At 59.5% G+C, this 22,051-nt stretch carries 16 protein-coding genes and 1 pseudogene; 5 read left to right on the top strand and 12 right to left on the bottom strand.

Annotated features, from left to right (window positions below; translation table 11 throughout):
• Positions 1–16: 16 nt before the first annotated feature.
• Together ACZRMH_RS23855 and ACZRMH_RS23850 are read right to left on the bottom strand one after the other, a co-directional pair.
• Complete coding sequence (locus tag ACZRMH_RS23855; RefSeq protein WP_464015566.1) at positions 17–553, bottom strand: cytochrome b; 537 nt, start codon at positions 551–553, stop codon at positions 17–19.
• On the bottom strand, positions 550–1,632 hold the full coding sequence (locus ACZRMH_RS23850; RefSeq protein WP_464015565.1) for a catalase family peroxidase: 1,083 nt from the start codon (positions 1,630–1,632) through the stop codon (positions 550–552). Before ACZRMH_RS23850 ends, ACZRMH_RS23855 begins: the two co-directional genes overlap by 4 nt.
• A gap of 163 nt (positions 1,633–1,795) precedes the next feature.
• On the opposite strand from ACZRMH_RS23850, the gene ACZRMH_RS23845 reads away from it, so the two are divergent.
• The gene (locus tag ACZRMH_RS23845) at positions 1,796–2,302 is read left to right on the top strand and encodes a sigma-70 family RNA polymerase sigma factor (protein ID WP_464015564.1); all 507 of its coding nucleotides are present in this window, start codon (positions 1,796–1,798) and stop codon (positions 2,300–2,302) included.
• The gene (locus ACZRMH_RS23840; RefSeq protein WP_464015563.1) at positions 2,299–3,045 is read left to right on the top strand and encodes an anti-sigma factor family protein; all 747 of its coding nucleotides are present in this window, start codon (positions 2,299–2,301) and stop codon (positions 3,043–3,045) included. The genes ACZRMH_RS23845 and ACZRMH_RS23840 overlap by 4 nt, the downstream gene beginning before the upstream one ends.
• A gap of 1,074 nt (positions 3,046–4,119) precedes the next feature.
• Here ACZRMH_RS23840 and ACZRMH_RS23835 read toward each other — a convergent pair.
• The 6 genes from ACZRMH_RS23835 to ACZRMH_RS23810 all read right to left on the bottom strand — a co-directional run bounded on the left by ACZRMH_RS23835 (position 4,120) and on the right by ACZRMH_RS23810 (position 11,897).
• On the bottom strand, positions 4,120–4,293 hold the full coding sequence (locus ACZRMH_RS23835) for a hypothetical protein (RefSeq protein ID WP_464015562.1): 174 nt from the start codon (positions 4,291–4,293) through the stop codon (positions 4,120–4,122).
• A gap of 141 nt (positions 4,294–4,434) precedes the next feature.
• On the bottom strand, positions 4,435–5,610 hold the full coding sequence (locus ACZRMH_RS23830) for a lactonase family protein (protein WP_464015561.1): 1,176 nt from the start codon (positions 5,608–5,610) through the stop codon (positions 4,435–4,437).
• Positions 5,600–5,899, bottom strand: a complete 300-nt coding sequence (locus ACZRMH_RS23825; RefSeq protein ID WP_464015560.1) for a DUF5629 family protein — start codon at positions 5,897–5,899, stop codon at positions 5,600–5,602. Before ACZRMH_RS23825 ends, ACZRMH_RS23830 begins: the two co-directional genes overlap by 11 nt.
• Positions 5,900–6,109: 210 nt before the next feature.
• A complete protein-coding gene (locus ACZRMH_RS23820; RefSeq protein WP_464015559.1) occupies positions 6,110–9,499 on the bottom strand; it encodes a hemagglutinin repeat-containing protein in 3,390 nt (1,129 codons plus the stop codon).
• Positions 9,500–9,581: 82 nt separating this feature from the next.
• Positions 9,582–11,294: a ShlB/FhaC/HecB family hemolysin secretion/activation protein gene (locus ACZRMH_RS23815; RefSeq protein ID WP_464015558.1), complete on the bottom strand. Its 1,713-nt coding sequence runs from the start codon at positions 11,292–11,294 to the stop codon at positions 9,582–9,584.
• A gap of 153 nt (positions 11,295–11,447) precedes the next feature.
• Positions 11,448–11,897, bottom strand: a complete 450-nt coding sequence (locus ACZRMH_RS23810) for a carboxymuconolactone decarboxylase family protein (RefSeq protein ID WP_464015557.1) — start codon at positions 11,895–11,897, stop codon at positions 11,448–11,450.
• 111 nt (positions 11,898–12,008) lie between these two features.
• On the opposite strand from ACZRMH_RS23810, the gene pdxR reads away from it, so the two are divergent.
• Positions 12,009–13,406: a MocR-like pyridoxine biosynthesis transcription factor PdxR gene (gene pdxR / locus ACZRMH_RS23805; RefSeq protein WP_464015556.1), complete on the top strand. Its 1,398-nt coding sequence runs from the start codon at positions 12,009–12,011 to the stop codon at positions 13,404–13,406.
• A gap of 969 nt (positions 13,407–14,375) precedes the next feature.
• Here pdxR and ACZRMH_RS23800 read toward each other — a convergent pair.
• Positions 14,376–16,166 (bottom strand): putative bifunctional diguanylate cyclase/phosphodiesterase, encoded by a 1,791-nt coding sequence (locus ACZRMH_RS23800; protein WP_464015555.1) that lies wholly within the window; start codon positions 16,164–16,166, stop codon positions 14,376–14,378.
• 130 nt (positions 16,167–16,296) lie between these two features.
• Entirely contained in the window at positions 16,297–16,725 is a 429-nt protein-coding gene (locus tag ACZRMH_RS23795) for a helix-turn-helix domain-containing protein (RefSeq protein ID WP_464015554.1), read from the bottom strand.
• Positions 16,726–16,804: 79 nt separating this feature from the next.
• On the opposite strand from ACZRMH_RS23795, the gene ACZRMH_RS23790 reads away from it, so the two are divergent.
• Positions 16,805–17,299: a DUF2938 domain-containing protein gene (locus ACZRMH_RS23790; RefSeq protein ID WP_464015553.1), complete on the top strand. Its 495-nt coding sequence runs from the start codon at positions 16,805–16,807 to the stop codon at positions 17,297–17,299.
• Positions 17,300–17,497: 198 nt separating this feature from the next.
• Here ACZRMH_RS23790 and ACZRMH_RS23785 read toward each other — a convergent pair whose 3' ends face one another.
• Together ACZRMH_RS23785 and ACZRMH_RS23780 are read right to left on the bottom strand one after the other, a co-directional pair.
• The gene (locus ACZRMH_RS23785) at positions 17,498–19,702 is read right to left on the bottom strand and encodes an OsmC domain/YcaO domain-containing protein (protein WP_464015552.1); all 2,205 of its coding nucleotides are present in this window, start codon (positions 19,700–19,702) and stop codon (positions 17,498–17,500) included.
• A 221-nt stretch (positions 19,703–19,923) separates the two neighbouring features.
• The gene (locus ACZRMH_RS23780; protein WP_464015551.1) at positions 19,924–20,271 is read right to left on the bottom strand and encodes a DUF6124 family protein; all 348 of its coding nucleotides are present in this window, start codon (positions 20,269–20,271) and stop codon (positions 19,924–19,926) included.
• 1,391 nt (positions 20,272–21,662) lie between these two features.
• Between ACZRMH_RS23780 and ACZRMH_RS23775 the strand changes: the two are divergent.
• Positions 21,663–21,953, top strand: a pseudogene (locus ACZRMH_RS23775) (arsenate reductase/protein-tyrosine-phosphatase family protein); the annotation flags it as partial.
• Positions 21,954–22,051 lie beyond the last annotated feature (98 nt).

Below are 22,051 nucleotides of genomic sequence, written 5' to 3'. Positions count from 1 at the left end.
CTTTTGATCCAAAGCCCTATTTGCCCCGCAGCATGCTCTCCAGCACCCCGTCCCGGCGTACCCAGCCATGCAACAGCGCCGCTGCCAGATGCGCCAGCACGGTAAAAAACAGCAAATACGCAAGAAACGTATGCGCCTTGCGCAAAAACGCGAAAGTGCCAGGGTTAGCCGGCAAAATCCCCGGCAACTGCAAAGAGCTGCCCAGCATCACCGGATCCCCTGCTGCCGAAATCATCGCCCAGCCCACCAGCGGCAAAACAAACATCAGGGCATACAGCAACACGTGCGACAGCTTCGCCGCCAGCACCTGCACCGCAGGTAAATCCGCAGGCAACGGCGGTTGCCGGGTAGCAAAACGCACAAACAAACGCACCACCACCAACAGCAAAATGGCAATCCCCAACGGTTTGTGCAAATTCAGCAGCCATTCATGGCGCTGCGACACCGAAGCCGCCATGCCCGCGCCAATAAACAGCATGGCAATAATCATCAGCGCCATCAGCCAATGCAGCAGACGCGCCAGCGGGGCAAAGTGCGAGACAGGTGAACTCATGGCCGTGGCTCCTTGGGTAGCTGGTCAACTTCGCTGGTACGTCGCACATAAGAGCTGGCATAGGCCGCCGAACGCGCCGCCAGCAACGGGTCATCCGAGCCCTCTATACCACTGGGCAAAATCAGCGGGTCGTAATTGATATCGCGGCATTCGCCAGCGTTCTGCGCCTCAGCCTTCTCCAGCACCAAAGTGCCCGCATTAACCACCTTGCGCCCTGCTGGCCAGGCCTTGCTGGCATCCTGGGTCGGATCACCCGCCTCGGCCAGGGTCAGGTTGAACTGCCATTTCAAAGGACCGGCCGCCAGACGCTTGTCCAGGTCCTGCTCCAGATAGTCGGCATCATTGGGCGCCGTAGCACCCGGCGCATCCTGCCCCAGCGGCACCACACCCCAGCGCACTGCCTGACGTTGCCCGCCATCGTTGACCAGATAAAACGCATTGATCCCGTTGTAGCTCTCAGTGGCATAACTGGCCGACGGTTTGGCAGTTTTTACCCACTGCAAAAAAGGCGCTGTTTCAGGATGCGCCGCAAAAAATGCGGGCATGGCCCCGGGCGCAGGCTTGCCCGTGGCCGCTTCTGGCGCACCGGCTTGCAGCATCTGATAAAACGCCTCAGGCGTGCCCACCGGGAACACCGGCATGCTGTTCATCCCCGTGCGCCATTGCTGTCCATTGGCCTGGGTAAAGCGCAGGGCAAAACTGCGGATCGGTACGCTGCTGTCAGGCGCATAGGGGTTGCCGCTGGGCAAGGCCAGGCGCCCGACCACCGGGGTACGCCCGGTGCCGAATACCTGCGCGGTGGATAGCCCCTGCGCATCGCCGCTACCCTGAAAGTAACCCACCACACACATACCCTTGGCATGATTGCGCCGGTAACCCGGGTGTAAGCCGTTGTTGTGCTCCAGTGCGTTTACCAATTTTTTCGGACTCAAACGCTGAGAATCCAGGGTGCCATTGACGTAATAAAACCCGCCAAGCAAAACCGCCACCACCCCACCGATCCCCGCCAGGCGCAGCATCACACTGGCAGGGCGCAACGGTGGTTTGGCAGGCCGCACAGGCGGCAATTGATCGACCATAAAAAAACTCCGGGGCCACAGGACCGTCAGGTGGATGGCCTATAAGACGCAGGCCACCAAGGTCTATTCCCGCCGCCCGCGAATTAATTTTTTTGCACAACCCAGGGAATAAGGTCTATTCATAAGCGTCTTTATTGCACCCACCCCGTCAATTGGCCCCACCATGACCGCATTCGATGAGCAACTGCGCGAACTGATACCGCGCCTGCGACGCTTCGCCTTGTCGCTGACCCGTCATGCCAGCAATGCCGACGATCTGGTACAGAACTGTCTGGAACGGGCCCTGGGCAGCGTTGCCGACAAGCGCCCCGAGGGCGATTTGCGGGCCTGGCTGTTCACCATCCTGTATCGCCAGTTTGTCGATAACCACCGGCGCTCCCGGCGTTATGCGCGCATGCTCGAATTTTTTACCGGCCGCGACGACGCCCAGCCATCCACCGAACGCACCGTGCTCGCCCAATCGACCCTCGAAGCCTTCGAGCAACTGAACACCGAACAGCGTGCCCTGCTGCTGTGGGTGTCGGTCGAAGGCTTGAGCTACAAGGAAGTCGCCGAAATCCTCGACGTGCCGATCGGCACCGTGATGTCGCGCCTGTCCCGGGCGCGCAATGCCTTGCGCCAACTCAGCGAGGGCGAAATCACCCGCCCTGCCCTGCGGAGACTCAAATGATCACCCTGCCACCCAGTGAGCGCGATCTGCATGCTTACGTTGATCATGCGCTCAGCGATGCCGAGCGCCATGCGATTGAACTCTATCTGCAAGCCAACCCGCCAATCGCAGCACAGGTCGAGGCCTGGCAGCGCGACGCGCAAAATCTGCGTACCGCGTTGCAGCACGACTTGCGGCAAGCCGCCAACCCGGCCCTCGACCCGGGCGCCATACGCCAGCGCCAGCGTCAGCAATCCCGCCGCCATTGGGCCAGTGCTGCGGTGTTGTTGATAGCCGTGAGCGTGGGTGGCGTGGGTGGCTGGCAGGCCCGGCAAATAACACAATCCAGCAGCCTGCCCATGAGCGACGCACTGGCGGCCCATCGCATGTTTGCCGAACAGGGATTTTTGCCCGCCGACTATAAAGTCGGGCAAAGCAGCGAGATGCAAGGCTGGATTGACCGTTATTTCAGCCACGCCGAGCGCCTGCCGGATTTGACCAGTGCAGGCTTTAAACCGGTCAGTTGCCGATTGCTCACCACCGACCAGGGCGGTGCGGCGATGGTGCTTTACGAGGACCGGCAAGGCCGGCAAATCAGCTTCTATATCCGCCCGCCGGGCCCGCAAAACAGCTTGTTGCCAAGGGGCAACCGCCAGGACGGGGATTTACAGGCACAGTACTGGTCCGGCCCAGGCTACAACTACGCCATGGTCGGCCCGGCAGATGGAGCGACAGCGAAGTTGCTGGATACGGTAGGGCTCTAAAGCACAACACTCCCACAATGGTCCTGCAAATAGCAGCACCTGTGGGAGCTGGCTTGCCTGCGATGCAAGCGGTCTGTCAGGCGAACCGCAGTGATGCCATCGCGAGCAAGCTCGCTCCCACAATGTTCCCTGCCATGTTTGAATTTTGTGGGTGCCACAAAAACTGTGGGAGCTGGCTTGCCTGCGATGCAGACGCTGCGGTCTGTCAGGCGAACCACAGGGATGCCATCGCGAGCAAGCCCGCTCCCACAATGTTCCCTGCCATGTTTGAATTTTGTGGGTGCCACAAAAACTGTGGGAGCAGGCTTGCCTGCGATGCAGACGCTGCGGTCTGTCTGGCGAACCTCAGTGATGCCATCGCGAGCAAGCTCGCTCCCACAATGTTCCCTGCCAGGTTTGAATTTTGTGGGTGCCACAAAAGCTGTGGGAGCAGGCTTGCCTGCGATGCCAACGCTGCGGTCAGTCTGGCGAACCGCAGTGATGCCATCGCGAGCAGGCTCGCTCCCACAATGTTCCCAGCCAAGTTTGAATTTTGTGGGAGCCACAAAAACTGTGGGAGCAGGCTTGCCTGCGATGCAGGCGCTGCGGTCTGTCTGGCGAACCGCAGTGATGCCATGGCGAGCAAGCTCGCTCCCACAATGTTCCCTGCCAAGTTTGAGTTTTGCAGGTGCCACAAAAAATTGTGGGAGCAGGCTTGCCTGCGATGCCAACGCTGCGGTCTGTCAGGCGAACCGCAGTGATGCCATCGCGAGCAGGCTCGCTCCCACATAATGAGCCCGGCAAGGTCCGAATTCTGTTAGCAGCACAAAACCTGTGGGAGCAGGCTTGCCTGCGATGCCAACGCTGCGGTCTGTCAGGCGAACCGCGGTGATGCCATCGCGAGCAAGCTCGCTCCCACAATGTTCCCTGCCAAGTTTGAATTTTGTGGGTGCCACAAAAACTGTGGGAGCTGGCTTGCCTGCGATGCAGACGCTGCGGTCTGTCAGGCAAACCGTATTGATCCCATCGCGAGCAAGCCCGCTCCCACACCCGCTCCCACAGAGGCAGAAATCACTTAAGTAAACAACTTTGTGCTCAGGACCGAGCCTTATGATCCAGCGCCGCATAGAAATTGGCACTCTGCTGCAGGTACTTCTGGGTATAAGCCGTGGATTTCTTGTCGCTGACCACAGTGCTGGCACTGGCCGGCAAGGCCACGGTGGCGGAGATGGCGGAAGCTGCGATTACCGAGAAAAGATTGAAATTCATGGCACTAACCCTCGACGATTCAGTTGGCTTGCTTGCCTTTTCAGGCCGTGAAACCAACTTAACGCCAAGGGTCAGCGGGCAGAAATTCATTGCAGCACTAGCGTCTATCAGCGCCATTGATACAAGGCTGCACGCCCATGATTACGGGCGGTTGATAAACTTCAGGTCAGACGGCGCGTCCATTTTCAGGCTTTGCACGGTCTTGCCCAGCTTGCCGGTTTTGCTGTCGCGCTCCAGCACCACAATGGCATTGCTCATCTGGTTGGCAATCAACAGGAACTTGCCGTTGGGGCTCAAGGCAAACTCGCGCGGGTGATCGCCATCCACCGAGCGACGCTGGATCTCAGTCAACTCACCGTTGGCCGGGTTGATCGCGAACACCAGGATTTCATTGGCCTTGCCACGGTTGCTGACGTACAAAAACTTGCCGTCTGGCGAAGCATGCAAAGCACCCGCCGCACGCTTTTCTGCCGGCAAACCATGCGCCAGATCCACCGCTTGACGCTGCTTGAGCTGGCCATCGGCATAGTCGAACACAAACACCTGGGCACTCATTTCAGTGGTCAGGTAGGCATGCTTGCCGTCTTTGGAAAACAGCAGATGACGCGGTCCGCTACCTGCCGGTAACTCAATAAAGGCAGGCTCGGCCGCCACCAGCGGATGCTCAGGATTAGCGGCGGGGTCGTAGCGGTAGACAAACACCTTGTCCGCCCCCAGATCACTGGCGTAAACAAACTTGCCATCAGGCGAGGACACCACCGAATGCACATGGGCGGACATCTGCCGCTCAGGATTGACCCGGCTGGCCGGGTGGCTGCTCATCTGCGTCACGGGCTGCAATTGCCCCCGGGCATTGATCGGCAACACCGCCAGGCTACCGCCCGGATCGGCATGCACGCCATAGTTGGCGACAAACAGATAGCGCTCGTCATGGCTGAGGCTGGAATGGGTCGGCTCTTCACCCAGGGTGCTGACCTGATTGACCAGGCTTAGCTCATTGCTCTTCGGGTCGATAGCCACACTGCTGGCGCGACCCACCACATCGGTCTGGCCCTGGCCGTTTTCATTGACCACAAACAGGCGCTGCTGATCGGCAGACAAGGTCAGCCAGGACGGGTTGGAGGCCTTGAACACTTGCAGCGGCTCAGGGCTGATATGCCCCTTGTCACTGTCAAACTGCAGACGGTAGATACCCTGGCTGGTGCCCTGGGTGTAGGAGCCGACCAGCAACTCAACATCCGGGCTGGTCGCGGCCTGGGCCGACAGTGCGGCGCCCACGCTCAACGCCAGCAGGGCCGGCAGGGTTTTAAACTTCATCAGCCACCTCGGCTTCATCATCATCGTTTTCTGCACTCAAAGCACTCAGGCAAACCAGCCGGTGTTCACCGGCGTCGCCCACGAGGGTCCAGCTTTGCAGGGTGTCGTCAAAAACGCTGGCATCCACCTGTTCAAGGCTGAACTTCCAGCGTTTTTCGGCACGACCGTCCATGCATTTGATGAGCAACTGCACATCATCCAGAGAAAAGTCCCAGGCATGCAGCCCGTCAATCACCAGCATATCGCTGGTTTCAAGGGCGGCGCGCAAGGTCTGGTTTGAATCGCTCATTCATCAATCACCTATAGGAAAGGCGTAATGATAGGTTAAATCAGGGGGTGCAGTGGTTCTGTGGCACCCACAAAATTCAAACTTTGCTGAGATTAGTGTGGGAGCGAGCCCGCTCGCGATGCAGACGGCACGGTCTGTCTGGTAAACCGCGGTTAAACCGCGGTGATGCCTTCGCGAGCAGGCTCGCTCCCACGTTACACACCTCGCGTTTTAGTTAATCTCCCCCACCAGCACATCCCCACTCACCGTTGCCCCCTCGAGCCGGGGCTGGCCCTGACCGCGCAAGGTAACAAGTTGCGCGTCACTGCTGTGTGAGCTGCGCGGCGGGGCGTCAAACTTCAGGCTGCCCCCGGGGCTGAACGTGTTGCCACCAGCGGTTTCCAGCTTTAACGAAGCTTTGGCACTCAGGCCCATGGCGGACTGGCTGCGGGCGTCAGCGGCCTGGTTCAGCGCCAGCTGCCCGGCCGACACAACACTGACGCCACCCGCGCCACCGTCAAATACCCCACCTTGATAACGGCCATCGCCCCGGGTCTGGAGGCTCACACCTTGAGCCCCTTCATACCGGCCCACGTGCGAGGTGCTGGCGGTTTCCTGAGCCCGCTGCAACTTGCCCGAGACGTTGCCACGGGCATTCACATCTTCTCCGGTGGTGGTGTACACCCGCAAATCGCCCCCCACCGCCCAGCCCTGCTCACTGAGGCTGTGAGTATCGAGTGCGGCACGGGCCTCATGGCTGCCCGCAGTGATGTTCAAGCCTGCGCCAGTCGCCCGGTAATGCGTGCCTTGATCCTGCAGTTTACCGTTGACCATGACCTGCACCCTGTCCCCACTGAACTGACTGACTTGTGCAGCATCGTCCTGCTGGGTGCGGTTTTTGCTGTTATACGCCAACCCCGCGTCAAGCCCGAGGCTGGCCAGTTCCATGCCATGGCCCCCGGCTTCGGGCAATTTGCCTTGGGTCAGGCCAGCGAGCACTGTTTTGCCCGCATTTTTGATGCCCTTGATCTCGGCGCTCACCCCCACCCCGGCCTGCCAGTTGCCCTCGGTGTGCTGGCTGGACTCGCTATTATGCGCAGCCTGGTTGTCTACCCACCCGGCATTGACCTGCAACCCGGAACCGGCCGCGAGCCTCGCGCCCTGAGTCACCAGGGCATTGTCGGCCTGTACCCGCACATTGCCGCTGGCAGTCACCTGGCTGGTGTTGGCCGTAGCCTTGTGCTTGCGATCCTCACTGCTCTGGCGAACATACTCCAGGCCGCTGCCAAGCTTGTCCAGGCTTGCAGTCCAGACGATGCCGCCACTGTTGGTGAGGTTTTGGGTCGTCGTATCAATCCTGTCCTGAGTCGCCAGCAGATCAATATTTCTGCCCTGCAGATTCACATCGCCCCCGCTCGCCTTCAGCTCCGAACCCTTGACCCGCACATCGCCACCCGCCGTAACGGCCAGCGTGCCGCCGCTGAGGCTTGAGCCCTGCTGGAGGGTGCTGTCGGTGACGCGGGTTTGCTGCTGGTCCTGGAGCCCCCCATAGAGCCGGTACTCGTGGCTGCCGGCAGCGGTTTCGCGGGCGTTGCCAGTAAAACCACGGTGATCGGTAACCGTGCTGTCCCGAGCCGTGCTGGACGCCGCGAGCACCTGAATATCGCCCTTGGCGTGCACGCGATGTTCACCTGCCGCTGAAACCTTGGAGCCACTGACGGTAATGTCCCGGGCGCTGTGCAGGCTGAGGTTAGTGTCCGAATGCAGGTCACTGCCCACCACCGTGCGGGCGCTGTGGTCCTTGCGGCTTTCATCGTTGATCAGCGCAAAGAACTTGCTGTTCTTGCTGTGACTGATCTCGCGGGAGCTGTCTTGCACACCATCGATCACCAGCGAACCGCTGTCGCTGACCACACTGGCCTGAGTGCCGCCGCGCACCTGGCTGGCACTGATATGCACAGCGTCGGCCTTGATCATCAGCTTGTCACCGGCATTGACCTGACTGCCCGTGTGCAGGATTTTGTCCGACTCACCGTCGCCCTGCTGACCAAAGAAGCCGCCGCCCACCAGATCGCCGGAGTAACGCTTGGCGCTGTTGCTCTGGCTACGGCTGACACTGGCGATATCGACCTGCCTGGCGCTGAGCTGAATATCGCCCGGGGTTTTCAGTTCAGCACCTTGCAACTGCAGCGTGGCGCCGCTGGCCAGTTCGATCGCCTTGCCGGCCTTAAGGCTGCTGGTGACCGTGCGCTGCTCCTGGGTGGAGGTATCCCAGTTTTCCTTCCACAAGTGCTTGCGATGACTGCCCTGATCCCGGGTCGCATGGCTTTCGCTGGCGGCCGCCAGATGCAGATCAGCGCCACTGTTGATCCTCAGGCCATCACCTGCCTCAACGTTGCTGGCCGTTATCTGCGTACGCGCACCGCCAGCCAGCGCAGCATCTTGCCGGGCGGTAACCCGGCTGCCGTGCTGGCGTGAGTCCTGGTCGGTAGTGGTGCGGTCATAGGTTTCATAGGTCACAAAAAGCGCCTGCTTTTTCCACTGATCGCGCTTCTCGTGCAGCGCCTCGCTGTGCAGGCTGTCCAGGGTCAGGTTGCGCCCCGCATCGAGCTTGACGTTACCGCCGACGATATCCGCCCCCGTCAGGCGCACATCCCGGGTGCCCTGCAGAGTCACATCACCGCGGCTGCTCAACACCTGCGCACGGGTAGCGTCCAGGCTGTTGGCGTGGATCTGGCCGCTGATCTGCACATCACCCGCAGAATGGATATTCACCCCGTCCGTACCCGCCACCTGCACCGCCCCCATGCGTACCCCTGCCCCCTCGGCAGTGCTGACAATATTGATCCGCCCGGCCTTCATGGCCCCGAACAGGTTGGCATCAATACGCTCGCCAGCCGGGCTTGCAGGCCCATGCACCGGGCTCACCTGGCCACTGCCAGCGTCAACGCGGTTGCTTCCGACCGTCAGGTTCAAGGTGTCACGGGCACTGATCGCCCCCTGGCTGTCTACCTGCGGTGCGATCAGGTTGATCACACCGTCACGGTTATCCAGGCCCTGCTCCTGCACACTCAGCTGGCCGCCAGCAGCAGTGTGCAAAGCCAGCAGCGCGCCGTTATCCAGCTCGGGGCGGCCCACCACCAGGCTGGCATTGGGCGTATTGATAAAACTGGCGCCATTGACCGAGATGCCATTGGGGTTGGCCAGCACATAATCGGCCTGGCGCCCGAACACCTCCTGAGCGCCGTTGAGCGACGACGCCTTACGGCCGATCACCTCATTGAGGATCACACTGGCCGCCTGGCTGTGAAACTGCGGATTGGCCGCCAGTTGCCCGGCCAGTTGCGATTGCCCGGCCTGCACGGCGTTATTCAACACCACCCCCGGACGCTCGACGTTGTAATCCAGGAACTGGTTGTGCGACAGGCCAGCGCCGTTGGGCGCAACGATATCGACCACCGGCACCCCGCCCTGAATGTGCAACTGTGGTGTGCCGCCAGGTCCGTCGGCCCCGGTAATGCCCGAGGCCAGGGCCAATGGCGGCAACAGCAACAGGCTGGCAATGGCCTGTCGCAATGCGCCTTGGGGAGACAGCTGAAAGTGTTGCTTACGAATCGACATAAAGTTTTCCTTTGCGTGAGTTGTTGGGCGACACACATCGCCCGGTGTAACGCTGCATGGGCATGTCGGGCCAATGCAGGCGTTATATCTGCACGCTCAGGCGCGCCAGCCAGACCTGTGGTTCCTGGCCAAAACCCTTGGGAATATGGAGATTGCGTTGGTAATCGAGATCCAGCTGCACGGGCTTCCAGCTCAGATTCAGCCCCACACTGAAACCGCCCAGGCGTTGGCTCGGGGCAGCGTACTCAGGCTTGATCCAGCCACTGTCCAGGCCCAGGCGCGGGGTAAGCCTCAACGGCAGGTCGCTGCTCATTGGCAGGTACAGCGTGTTGCGCCACACCGCGCCGATGGCCCCGGCAGCGCTGTTGTCGCGATAGCCACGCACGGCCGAGTCGTCGGTGCCCAGCAGTTGCTCGATGGCGGGTAACGGGTCGCGGCTGTATTGCAGCGCCAATTGGCTTTGCCACTGCCACGCCTGCCCGGCGAACTGGCCGTTACGCCATTGCACAAGATTGGCGCGGTACGCCTGAAACTGCGCCTTGGGCAGATGGCCCTGCACCTGATCGCGGTCGCGGTCGGCGCCGAACCAGGTCAGGCCCTGGGCATAAGCGATATCCAGGTTCCATACGGCAGAGTTCTGCCAGAACAGGTTGAAACCCGCTTCGGCCACCGTCAGCGTCGGGCTCTGGATACCTAGCCGGGCTTTTTGCAGGCGAGTTTCGACATCCTTGTGGCTCAACTGCACATGACCACTGAGTTGATGGCTCTGATCGCGCCACAGCACACGGTCGGCGCGCAGGCTGAACTGATCGGTGCGGCCGCTGCCATACAGCGTTGCCGTGCTGAGCTTGAGCGGCGCGCGGTACTCGATATGGCTGGCGAATGCACTCAGGGTCCAGTAGCCATAAGGCACGGAATAAAACAGGCTGTTGCTGCGGCTGTAACGGGGGCCTTGATTGAGGGTTTCGCTAAAACTCAGGCTCAGGGAATCGGTGAGTTGCAACGGGCTGTCCAGACTCAGGCTGATCACGTTGCGCTCACGCCCGGTGGCAGAACTGCCGAGGTTATCCACGGCCAACCCCAACCCCCAGTGCGGCTCGGCGGCGCTGCTGCGAAGAATCACCCGCGAAGCACCCGGCTCGCTGCCGGGCACGATATCGGCCGTCACATCCATCGAACGCAGGCGGTTGATCTGCTCCAGCCCCTGCTCCAGATCACGCAGGTTCAGCGGCGCGCCGAGCATGCCAGGGAAGGCTGTGCGCAATGCCAGCGGCAGGCTCTGGTCAGTCAGCTCAATGGCTTCGACATAACCTTCATCGACCTCAATATCCAGGGTGCGGCCAGCGGACGGCACCCTGCTCAAGTACGGGCGACTGGCGATATAACCGGCCTGCACATACACCCGGGTAATCTCGGCCAGCAACCGGTTGATCTGGCCGATGCCCATGCACGCGGCAACAAAGGGCTTGATCTGCGCGTCCAGCGCAAGGCCACTGAATAACGTCACCCCGCTAACCCGTACACCCTGCAGCGGCCAGCAGTGCTCATCCGCCACGCCCAGCGCAGGCTCCGACGGCGCGGCAGCCCGGCTGCCGCTAGCGCTGCGTTGCAACTGTCGCCGGCGCTGCTCCAGTTTCAGGTGTTGCAGCGCTCGTAATTGTTGCTGCTGAATGCGCAGGGCTTCCTGGCCCGGCAAGCGGCTTTCGGCAAAGGCCAGCGCCGATGAGCACAGGCACAGAGAGCAAAGAATCTGTCTGGCCGTCACACGCGCGGCTGGAGTCGGGGGGACAGTCATCGCAAGACATCCTCAAAACGCCTTAAAGGCGATTCAGGGCCCTGAACCAGGATCAACAATCAGGGGCTCGACCTTAATTAATTCTTACAAGTCGTATTATTATTTAGTCTTGAGTAATGTTACATATTGTGCTTTAAGTATAAGCCAGCAGTGCTACACCGCAGCAGCCGGTTTCAAGCGAAAGGCCACACCAAAGCGGTTATAAGCATTCATCAGGCCGATGGCATAGGTCAGGTCCGCCAGTTCCTTGTCGCTGAACTCTGCTGCTGCAGCCTGATACTGCGCATCCGCGATGCCGGTTTCGGCCACCCGGGTGACCGTTTCGGCCCAGGCCAGGGCCACCTGCTCACGGGTGCTGAACAAGGCCCCGGCTTCATGCCACAGCGGCACCAGCACCAGCTTGTCGACGGCCAGACCGGACTTGAGCAGATCCCGCGAATGCATATCGACGCAGTAGGCGCAGCCGTTGATCTGCGACACCCGCAGGTACACCAGATCAATCAGTAACTTGGGCAGTCCACTGCCTTGCAGATACACATACACCCCGCCAAAGGCCTTGTAGCCTTCGGGTGATGCCTTGGAATAATCGATACGCTGAGTCATGACGTGGCCTTGCATTGGCTATTTGAGTGCCGCCATAGTGCGTTTTCTTGGCCTTACCCTAAAGGGCCATGATTTGCCTTTAACACCAGGCCATAATCAGCAAGGAACACCATGCAAACCCCGGTGCCGCACTTCCCCAGCCTCGACCCTGACTCCAGCGAGCCCATCTACCGCCAGCTCTACTGGCGCTTTCGCGAGGCCATTGCCAATGGTTTGCTGCAACCGGGTGAACGTGTGCCGGCGGCGCGGGCACTGGCCAAGGAACTGGGGCTGGCCCGGGGCACCATCGACACCGCGTATTCGCTGCTGACCTCGGAAGGTTACCTGCAAGCCCGTGGCCAGGCGGGCACCCTGGTGGCGCCCGACATCACCCTGAAACCGGCAGCGACCCGGCGCAACCCCCAGGCCAGCCCGGCCATCCGCCACAAACCCGAGACCCTGCCTTTTCAGATGGGCGTACCGGCACTGGACGCCTTCCCGAAAAAGATCTGGGCGCAAATCGGCGCACGCTGCGTACGCAGCACCCGCCCGCAGGACTTGGCCAACCCATCGCCTTATGGCCTGCAATCCTTGCGCACGGCCATTGCCAGCTACCTGCAGGTTTCCCGTGGTATCAGTTGCACGCCCGAGCAAGTGTTTATCACCTCGGGCTACCGCGACACCCTGGCGCTGGTCAGCCATGCCCTGCTCAAACCTGGCGATCGGGTCGTGATTGAAGACCCCGGCTACCCGCCAACCCGGCAACTGCTGGAGCATCTGCAGATCCACACCCTCGCCCTGCCCGTCGACCAGAGCGGCATAAACGTGCCTGCAACGGATATTGAGGCACAGGCAGCCGTCGTCACCCCGGCTCACCAAAGCCCGCTGTGCGTGTCGCTATCATTGCCGCGCAGGCTGGAACTGCTGGCCTGGGCCAACCGGCAACAGGCGTGGATCATCGAAGACGATTACGACGGCGAATACCGCTATATCAGCCGCCCGCTGCCGGCCCTGAAAAGCCTGGACCGAGATGGCCGGGTGCTCTACAGCGGCACCTTCAGCAAAGTGCTGTTTCCGGGGCTGCGCCTGGCGTATGTGGTGGTACCGCAGGCCCAGGTTGAACGCTTCGAATATGCCAGCGAGAACCTTCGCAGCAGTTGCCCGGAGCTGAGCCAGGCCATCGTCGCGACCTTTATGAGCGAGGGCCGCTTTGCCCGGCATATCCAGCGCATGCGCAAGCTCTACAGCGAGCGCCGGGCGTTGACCCTGAACGGGCTGCAAAAAGTACTGGGTGAACATGTGAGCATCGACAGCAACCCGGGCGGCATGCACCTGATCCTGCGCCTTGACGGGCAACAGTCAGATGTGGAACTGGTGCGGCGCATGCAGCAGGACGGGTTGTTTGCAGAAGCCTTGAGCGAGTGGAGCCAGCTGGGGGAAAAGCCTTCGGGGCTGCTGCTGGGGTTTGCCAATATTGATTCGCAAGCCAGCGCTGAAGCGCTGGGCAGACGGATTTTGGCGTTGTTGTAGCCGACGCTACTGCCATATTTGACCTTACAAGACTCGGTTGTGTGGGCGGTGCAAAACCGGTGGGGCTTGCCTGCGATACTGGTGCTGCGGTCTGTCAGGCAAACCACAGTGATGCCATCGCGAGCAAGCCCGCTCCCACAATGTTCCCTGCCAAGTTTGAATTTTGTGGGTGCCACAAAACTTGTGGGAGCAGGCTTGCCTGCGATGGCATCACCGCGGTGCTTCAGACAAACCTCACCACCTGCATCGCGAGCAAGCTCGCTCCCACATAATGAGCCAGGCAAGGTCCGAATTTTGAGAGCAGCACAAAACCTGTGGGAGCAGGCTTGCCTGCGATGGCATCACCGCGGTGCTTCAGGCAAACCTCACCGCCTGCATCGCGAGCAAGCTCGCTCCCACAATGTTACCTGCCAAGTTTGAATTTTGTGGGTGCCACAAAACCTGTGGGAGCAGGCTTGCCTGCGATGGCATCACTGCGGTGCTTCAGGCTAACCTCACCGCCTGCATCGCGAGCAGGCTCGCTCCCACAATGTTACCTGCCAAGTTTGAATTTTGTGGATGCCACAAAACCTGTGGGAGCAGGCTTGCCTGCGATGGCATCACCGCGGTGCTTCAGACAAACCTCACCGCCTGCATCGCGAGCAAGCTCGCTCCCACAATGTTCCCTGCCAAGTTTGAATTTTGTGGGTTGCCACAAAACCTGTGGGAGCAGGCTTGCCTGCGATGGCAGTAACGCGGTTTGCCTGCCAGACCGCGCCGTCTGCATCGCGAGCAAGCCCGCTCCCACAATGTTACCTGCCAAGCTTGAATTTTGTGGGTGCCACAAAACCTGTGGGAGCAGGCTTGCCTGCGATGGCATCACCGCGGTGCTTCAGACAAACCTCACCGCCTGCATCGCGAGCAAGCCCGCTCCCACATACTCCCTGCAAGCTTCAGGTGTTGGATAAGCCATGATCAATAAAGTAAAAATCAGATAAAACTGCGCGGCTCGCGCAACAGTCCCTCCAGTTCCACTGCCGGCAATGGCCGGCAAAACAGATAACCCTGCACCTGGTCACAGCCATTCGTGGTCAAGAACTCCAACTGCTCACGGGTCTCCACCCCCTCGGCAATCACCTGCAAATCCAGGCTGTGCGCCAACTCGATAATGGTCCGGGCAATCGCCGCATCCTGCGGGCTGAAGGTCACCTCGCGAATAAAGGCAATATCGATCTTCAACTTGTCGATGGGAAAACGGCTCAAATACGCCAGGCTCGAATACCCGGTGCCAAAGTCATCAATGGAAATCTTCACCCCGATATCCCGCAACGTCAGCAGGCTGGCCACGGTATGCGGGGTGTTCTCCATCAACGAACCTTCGGTCAGCTCCACCTCAAGCAAGTGCGGATCAAGCTGATGAGCCTTGAGCGAACGCTCGATATCATCCACCAGGTCCCCCTCACAAATCTGCAGGGCCGACACATTCACCGCCACCTGCACATCCCCCAAGCCCGCCTTTTGCCATTGGCCAATCTGGCTGCAGACCCGGTCAATCACCCACTGGCCAACCCTTGAGATAAGCCCCAGGCTTTCCAGCAACGGCACAAACACCGCAGGCGACACCGCGGTATGCCCCGGCCGGTGCCAGCGCAACAGGGCCTCTACGCCACTGATGCTACCGTCCTTGAGGTTGATTTTCGGCTGGTAATACACCTCGAACGCCTGCTTGCGCACCGCATCACGCAACGCGGTTTCCAGCTCCTGGCGGGCCAGCACTTCAACGTTCATCTGCGCCGTGTAAAAACGATAGGTATCCTTGCCCGCCTGCTTGGCCAGGCCCATGGCCGTATTGGCATGCTTGATCAAGCGATGCGCCTCGGCACCATCATCCGGGTACAGGGCAATGCCGTAACTGGCCGTCATCGGCGTGTCATGACCATGCAACTTGAACGGCTCGCGCAGCACTTCGCGGATGCGGTCAACCATCTGCCGGGGCCCGGCCTGGCCCTTGCGGATCATCAAAATCAACGCCAGCTCATCACCGTCCATGCGCCCCAGGGTGTCACTGACATTCAGGCAGTTGGACAGGCGCTGGCTGAACTCGGCCAACACCTGATCACCCATCAAATGGCCCCAGGTCAGGTTGATATTCTTGAAGTCATTCAGCCCCACCGTCACCACAGCCAATTGCCAACCCCGCAGCGCCGCCTGGGTCAGGCCCATCTGCAGCGTGGTGTAAAACAGGTCACGATTGGGCAAACCGGTCAGCGGGTCATAGTTGGCCATCTTCAGCAGGCGCTCATCGGTGCCCATCGCTGTGCGAAACCCCTCCAGGTCGATGGTGCGCTTTTGCAGTTGCTGCTCCAGCATCATCGTATGCACGGCCTGATAATCACCGAACGCCTTGAGCCGCAACAGATTGCGCACCCGCAACCACAGCTCGTCACTGGCCACCGGCTTCAGGAGGAAATCCTCGGCCCCCGCCTCCAGCCCCAACAGACGGGCGCTATGCTCGCCCTGACCGGACAGCATGATGATCGGGATATTGGCCGTGGAGGTATTGGCCTTGAGCCTGCGGGCCACCTGATAGCCATCGGTGCCCGGCATCATGGCGTCGAGCAGGATCAGGTCCGGTGGTTGTTGCGCCACCGTGGCCAGTGCCTGCTCGCCCGAACCGGCCGTCAGCGTGCGGTACCCCTGTTCCTGCAACAGGGCCTCCAACAATTCGCGCACATCAACATCATCGTCAACGATCAACAGTGTGGCAGGTGTATTGGACATGGAAAGCGCTCAAATAAGACGCTGTTAAGACAGCTTATGTGCCTGATCTGCTGGAATCCCTGCTCAGCGTTTCGTGCCCGTTTAAAGATCCAGTAAAGCACCGAAATGTGCCCTTCACCACGCCAGCCGCTCAATCTGCGCCGCGGGTAAAATCCTTGAAGGTAGCCCCTTTGCCTGCGGCGGTTTTGAGCAGGTTCTGAAAACTCGCGCACTCCCCGTGACGCACCGCAGGGCAGACCGCCGCACGGCGAAGTTCGTCACGGGCGGCACTCAGCCTGTCGATCATGCGGTCCAGCTCATCGGCCTTGTGCTGCAACTGCGTGCGGTCCAGATCAGCCTGGCCATCGCCCTGCACCATAGGAGCAATGTCATCCAGGCAAAACATCAACGACTGGGCCAGGGCAATCAGCGCCAGCTTGTCCAGCACATCAGCGTGAAACACCCGGCTCAGGCCGCGCCGCCCCACAGAGCGAATCAGCCCCTTGTCTTCGTAATAGCGCAAGGTCGACGCCGCGACACCCGAGCGCCGTGCCACTTCACCGATCACCAGCTCTTTCATGCTTGACCTCAAGTCGACTTGAACTTGCACACTCACTGATTCAAGCAATCAGACACGCACCAGGCAAGGGGTAATTGCGATGAATATCGTCGAAGTCATGGTTAACGGGGCCTGTATCGGCACAGGCGCAACCCTGTTGATGGACGCCGTGGCCTATCTCAAAAAACGCGTGGCGGGCATCCCGTCGCTGGATTACCGGCTGGTAGGTCGCTGGCTGGGGCATATGCTGCAAGGCAGGTTCAAACACAGCGCAATTGCCACGGCCAGCCCCATCCGCCATGAGCGGCTGGTCGGTTGGGGAGTGCATTACCTCACCGGCATGGTCTTTGCGACCCTGCTGGTGGCCAGTGCGGGCGGCGCCTGGCTGGCCCGGCCAACCCTGCTCCCGGCCCTGCTTGCAGGCCTGATCAGCGTGGCTGCCCCCTGGCTGCTGATGCAACCGGCATGGGGCATGGGCATTGCAGCTGCACATACGGCCAAGCCCTGGGCAGCGCGGCAAAAAAGCCTGACCACCCATTTGACCTTTGGCCTGGGGCTGTATATCGCTGCCTGGGTAATGGCTTTCTACAGATAGATTGCAAGGCCCATACATACTCTGTGGGAGTCAGCCCGACAAGGTCCGAATTGTGTGAGCAGTGAAGTGCGCCACAAAACCTGTGGGAGCTGGCTTGCCTGCGATGCAGGCGCTGCGGTGTGTCAGGCAAACCGCGGTGATGCTTTCGCGAGCAAGCCCGCTCCCACAGAAGCATCACATCAGCATCAGAACAAAGGCTTAACCCGCCAGCCCCACCGCCCGGGCCCGGGCCGCATGCAGCTTTTTATAGCTCTCGATCAAACGCAGATGCTTGTCCAGCCCTTCCAGCTTGATACTGGTCGGCGTCAAACCATGGAAACGCACAGTACTGTTCACCGAACCGATGGCAGCATCCATCCGCTCATTACCAAACATACGGCGGAAGTTGACCTCGTAATCCTCCAGCTCAAGGTCCTCATCCAGCTTCATCTCCAGCACCGCATTTACCGCCTGATAGAACAAACCACGCTCCACGGTGTTGTCGTTGTACTGCAGAAACATCTCCACCGCCTCTTTGGCCTCTTCATACCGCTCAAGGGCAAGATAAATCAGCAGCTTCAACTCCAGGATCGTCAACTGACCCCAAGCGGTATTGTCATCAAACTCGATGCCGATCAACGTGGTGATATCGGTGTAATCATCCAGCTCGCTTTCCACCAGCCGCTCAACCAGCCCTTGCAACTCCTGCAGATCCAGGCGATGCAAGTTGAGGATATCGGCACGGAAGAACAGCGCCTTGTTGGTGTTATCCCAGATCAGATCATCGGCCGGGTAAATCTCCGAATAATCCGGCACCAGAATACGGCAGGCCTTGGCGCCGATATGCTCGTACACCGCCATATACACCTGCTTGCCCATGCCTTCGAGAATACCGAACAGCGTCGCGGCTTCCTCGGCATTGGCGTTTTCACCCTCGCTGGTGAAATCCCAATCCACAAACTCGTAATCGGATTTCGAACTGAAAAAGCGCCACGACACCACACCGCTCGAATCGATAAAGTGCTCGACGAAGTTATTCGGCTCAGTCACCGCATGGCCTTCAAAGGTCGGCTGCGGCAGATCGTTCAAGCCTTCAAAACTGCGCCCTTGCAGCAACTCGGTGAGGCTGCGCTCCAGCGCCACTTCCAGGCTCGGGTGGGCACCGAACGAGGCAAACACACCGCCGGTACGCGGGTTCATCAAGGTCACGCACATCACCGGGAACTCACCGCCCAATGACGCATCCTTGACCAGCACCGGGAAGCCCTGCTCTTCCAGCGCCTGGATACCGGCCACAATGCCGGGGAACCTTGCCAGTACCGCTTGCGGCACATCCGGCAGGGCGAACTCACCCTCGATGATTTCCCGTTTTACCGCCCGCTCAAAAATCTCCGACAGGCACTGCACCTGAGCTTCGGCCAGGGTATTACCCGCACTCATGCCATTGCTCAGAAACAGGTTCTCGATCAGATTGGAGGGGAAATACACCACCTCACCATCCGACTGCCGCACAAACGGCAGCGAGCAGATACCGCGCGCTTCATTGCCCGAGTTGGTATCGATCAAATGAGAGCCGCGCAACTCACCTTCGCGGTTGTAAATCTTCAGGCAGTACGGGTCAAGAATCTCGCCCGGCAACTCATCCTTGCGCCCCGGCTTGAACCAGCGCTCATCCGGGTAATGCACAAACTCGGCATGGGCGATCTCATCGCCCCAGAACTGATCGTTATAGAAGAAGTTGCAATTAAGCCGCTCGATAAACTCGCCCAAAGCCGACGCCAGCGCGCCCTCCTTGGTCGCGCCCTTGCCATTGGTAAAGCACATCGGCGACTGTGCATCGCGGATATGCAGCGACCACACATTGGGCACGATATTGCGCCACGAAGCGATTTCGATCTTCATGCCCAGGCCAGCCAGAATGGCGGACATATTGGCAATGGTCTGCTCCAGCGGCAAATCCTTGCCGGCAATAAAGGTACCGCCCTCAGCACCGGACGCAGGCATCAACAGGGCCTGGGCATCGGCGTCGAGGTTTTCCACCTCTTCAATCACAAACTCCGGCCCGGCCTGCACCACCTTCTTCACGGTGCAACGGTCGATGGAACGCAGAATGCCCTGACGGTCCTTCTCGGAAATATCCGCCGGCAGCTCGACCTGAATCTTGAAAATCTGGTTGTAGCGGTTTTCCGGGTCAACAATATTGTTTTGCGACAGGCGAATATTCTCGGTGGGAATATTGCGCGTAGAGCAGTACAGCTTCACAAAATAAGCCGCACACAGCGCCGACGAAGCCAGAAAGTAATCGAACGGACCAGGAGCCGAACCGTCGCCCTTGTAGCGGATAGGCTGATCGGCAACCACAGTGAAGTCATCGAACTTGGCTTCAAGTCGGAGGTTGTCGAGAAAGTTGACCTTGATTTCCATGCGGGATTACCAGAATAACCGAACAAATAATTGGCGGTCATTATCCGGCTTTTGAGCGCCAAGTCTTGTGCTTTTGCGCAAACCCTACCGACGGGTGCCAAGCAGACGGGCGCCAAACCTGTAGTCGCTGACGAGGAACGAAGGCTGCGATGGCCCCCGTACGCACCCCCTGCAAAAAGCCCCAGTAAACGCGCCTGCCGCCAATCAGGCGCGTGCTGCTGTCAGTGCGTTACCAGCGTATCCAGCGACTTGTCGACATACCCCTTGGCCAGCTCCACCAGGTGCATGACCGCCAACACCAAATCGCGCGAAGGCCCGCACAAACCATTCCCCGCCTCATTCGCGCAGGCACCCGCACAGCGCAACAAGTCTGACGCCTGGGCCAGGGCCGCTTCTGAATTGACACCATGCGGGATAGCCAACATGGCCATGCCCAAAGGGCGAACAGGCTTATGGTCGTGCAGGTAATAATTGAGCGCGCGATCCGTGGCGGCACGATCCAGCAACGGGTCATTACTGCCAGCAGCATCGAGAGGGGCAACGGGTGGATCGGGAGTGATTTTCTTCATGGCTTAACTCCAAACACGTTAAGGGAGCTGCCACTTATCGCTACTAAACGAGTGGGTGGCAGCCGTGCACAGGTTAGTAGACCGGCGTGTTTGGGAACCGGCGTGCCCGAGAGCACCCTGCGCACGGCCACCATAAAACGCAGGCCGTAAAAAAGCGCCTCGCAAAGGTGGCGCCTTGCGCCAAACACAAACAACAGGGCTACTAAACCCGACCGCTGACAGGCAGCGATGGACCGAGACTATTCCCCGAAAATGGCAGGCGCAAGCGAACTGGATTTTCTAGGATGTTTCACGACAATGAAAGCGAAACGTCGTACGAAAAGCCTGAAATCAAACGCCAATCCCCCCATCATCGTCGTAGCAGCTGCCGAAGGAACGAGGCTGCGTTCGGCTGCGCAGCAGCCGTAAAACCAGACGACACGGCAGCACAGCTACCCCCCCAAAAGCGGCCAACCCCCAAAACCGACCACCAACACCACCAACACCTGTAGTCGTTGACGAGCTACGCGAGGCTGCGATCGAGCGCGCAGCGGTCGCAACCCCCCGACAACACACAAATTCCGCCACAACCTTGATCGCAGCCTTCGTCCCTCGGCAGCGACTACAGAACCCCGCGCCTGCTTACCGCCCGCACAACTGCCCTGACTCGTACCGCCCGCCCCCAACGCGACCACAACTCCCCTTAAAGTCACTATCCTGGTGCACCTCCAAGTACAACAGTGCAAACATGCACTAACTTAACGCACCAACTAACCCGGTATTAAATTCATCTAACCTTATATTTAGAACTTGCAACCCACAGTTACAACCCGCCTCAACACACCACCCCCAACAACTTAAAAAACACTATTTACACAGGCATATCACAATGCCACTATTGCGCCACAGCCCAGCCCAAAGCGCCGGAGCACTACCAACCCGCCACAAAAAAACACCCGTCTTCAGGCCCGTAACCCCAGGCCTGCGCACACCCCCCGCCCGAACACGGCCCAGGCAAGGGCCCGGCGCAGCGCCCGCTAACACAGGGCGCGGCTCAAGACACCTGCCATTGAGCGGAGTTATTTTTGGTCGGAAACGGCCAGAATGTTATTTATTGTCGACCGATAGGGATTGAAATACGCCTATATAGCTCAAATAAAATCATCTGCTGATTTAAAGGTTGATATTGCAATCGGTTCGCAGTTAATATTTTGACCGTTCAACTTCGTACCGACCCTTTATCTGTAATAAAGCAGGGGCAACTGTGCTCCCGCCCAGGCCATCGCCACATCATACAGATGCCGGCAGCCTTTATTGATAGGCACAGCCACTCCCTGGACAGGGAGTATTGGTCGTGACGATTCGTTAAGTGCTCTCGCCGGCTGAGCATGTATGGCACAAAGGAAGCTGCCTTGTTTAAACGAATCTTGATTGTCTGCATTGGCAATATTTGCCGCAGCCCTACCGCCGAGCACCTCCTGCGGGTCGCCCTTGCGCCCTCCGACATCGTCGTGAGCTCCGCAGGCCTGAGCGCCGTAAAAAGCAAGCCCATCGAAGCCACCGCCGCCGCTGTTCTTGAAGAACATGGCCACGCCGTGCCCGAGCACATTTCCACCCAGCTGACGACCGGCAAGATAAATGAGGCAGATCTTATTTTGGTCATGGAACAACATCATGTAAATGGTGTCCTAAGCCTCGCGCCTTGTAGAAGTTCAGACTTGATCTGACAGTTACCGGATTTGCGGTCATGACTGTCAGGTCAAATTCAGTTGATCATCTTGGCCTGCCAGATTTTCTTTCC

Source organism: Pseudomonas sp. B414 (assembly GCF_055408445.1).
This window is presented reverse-complemented; position numbering and strand designations above follow the sequence as displayed.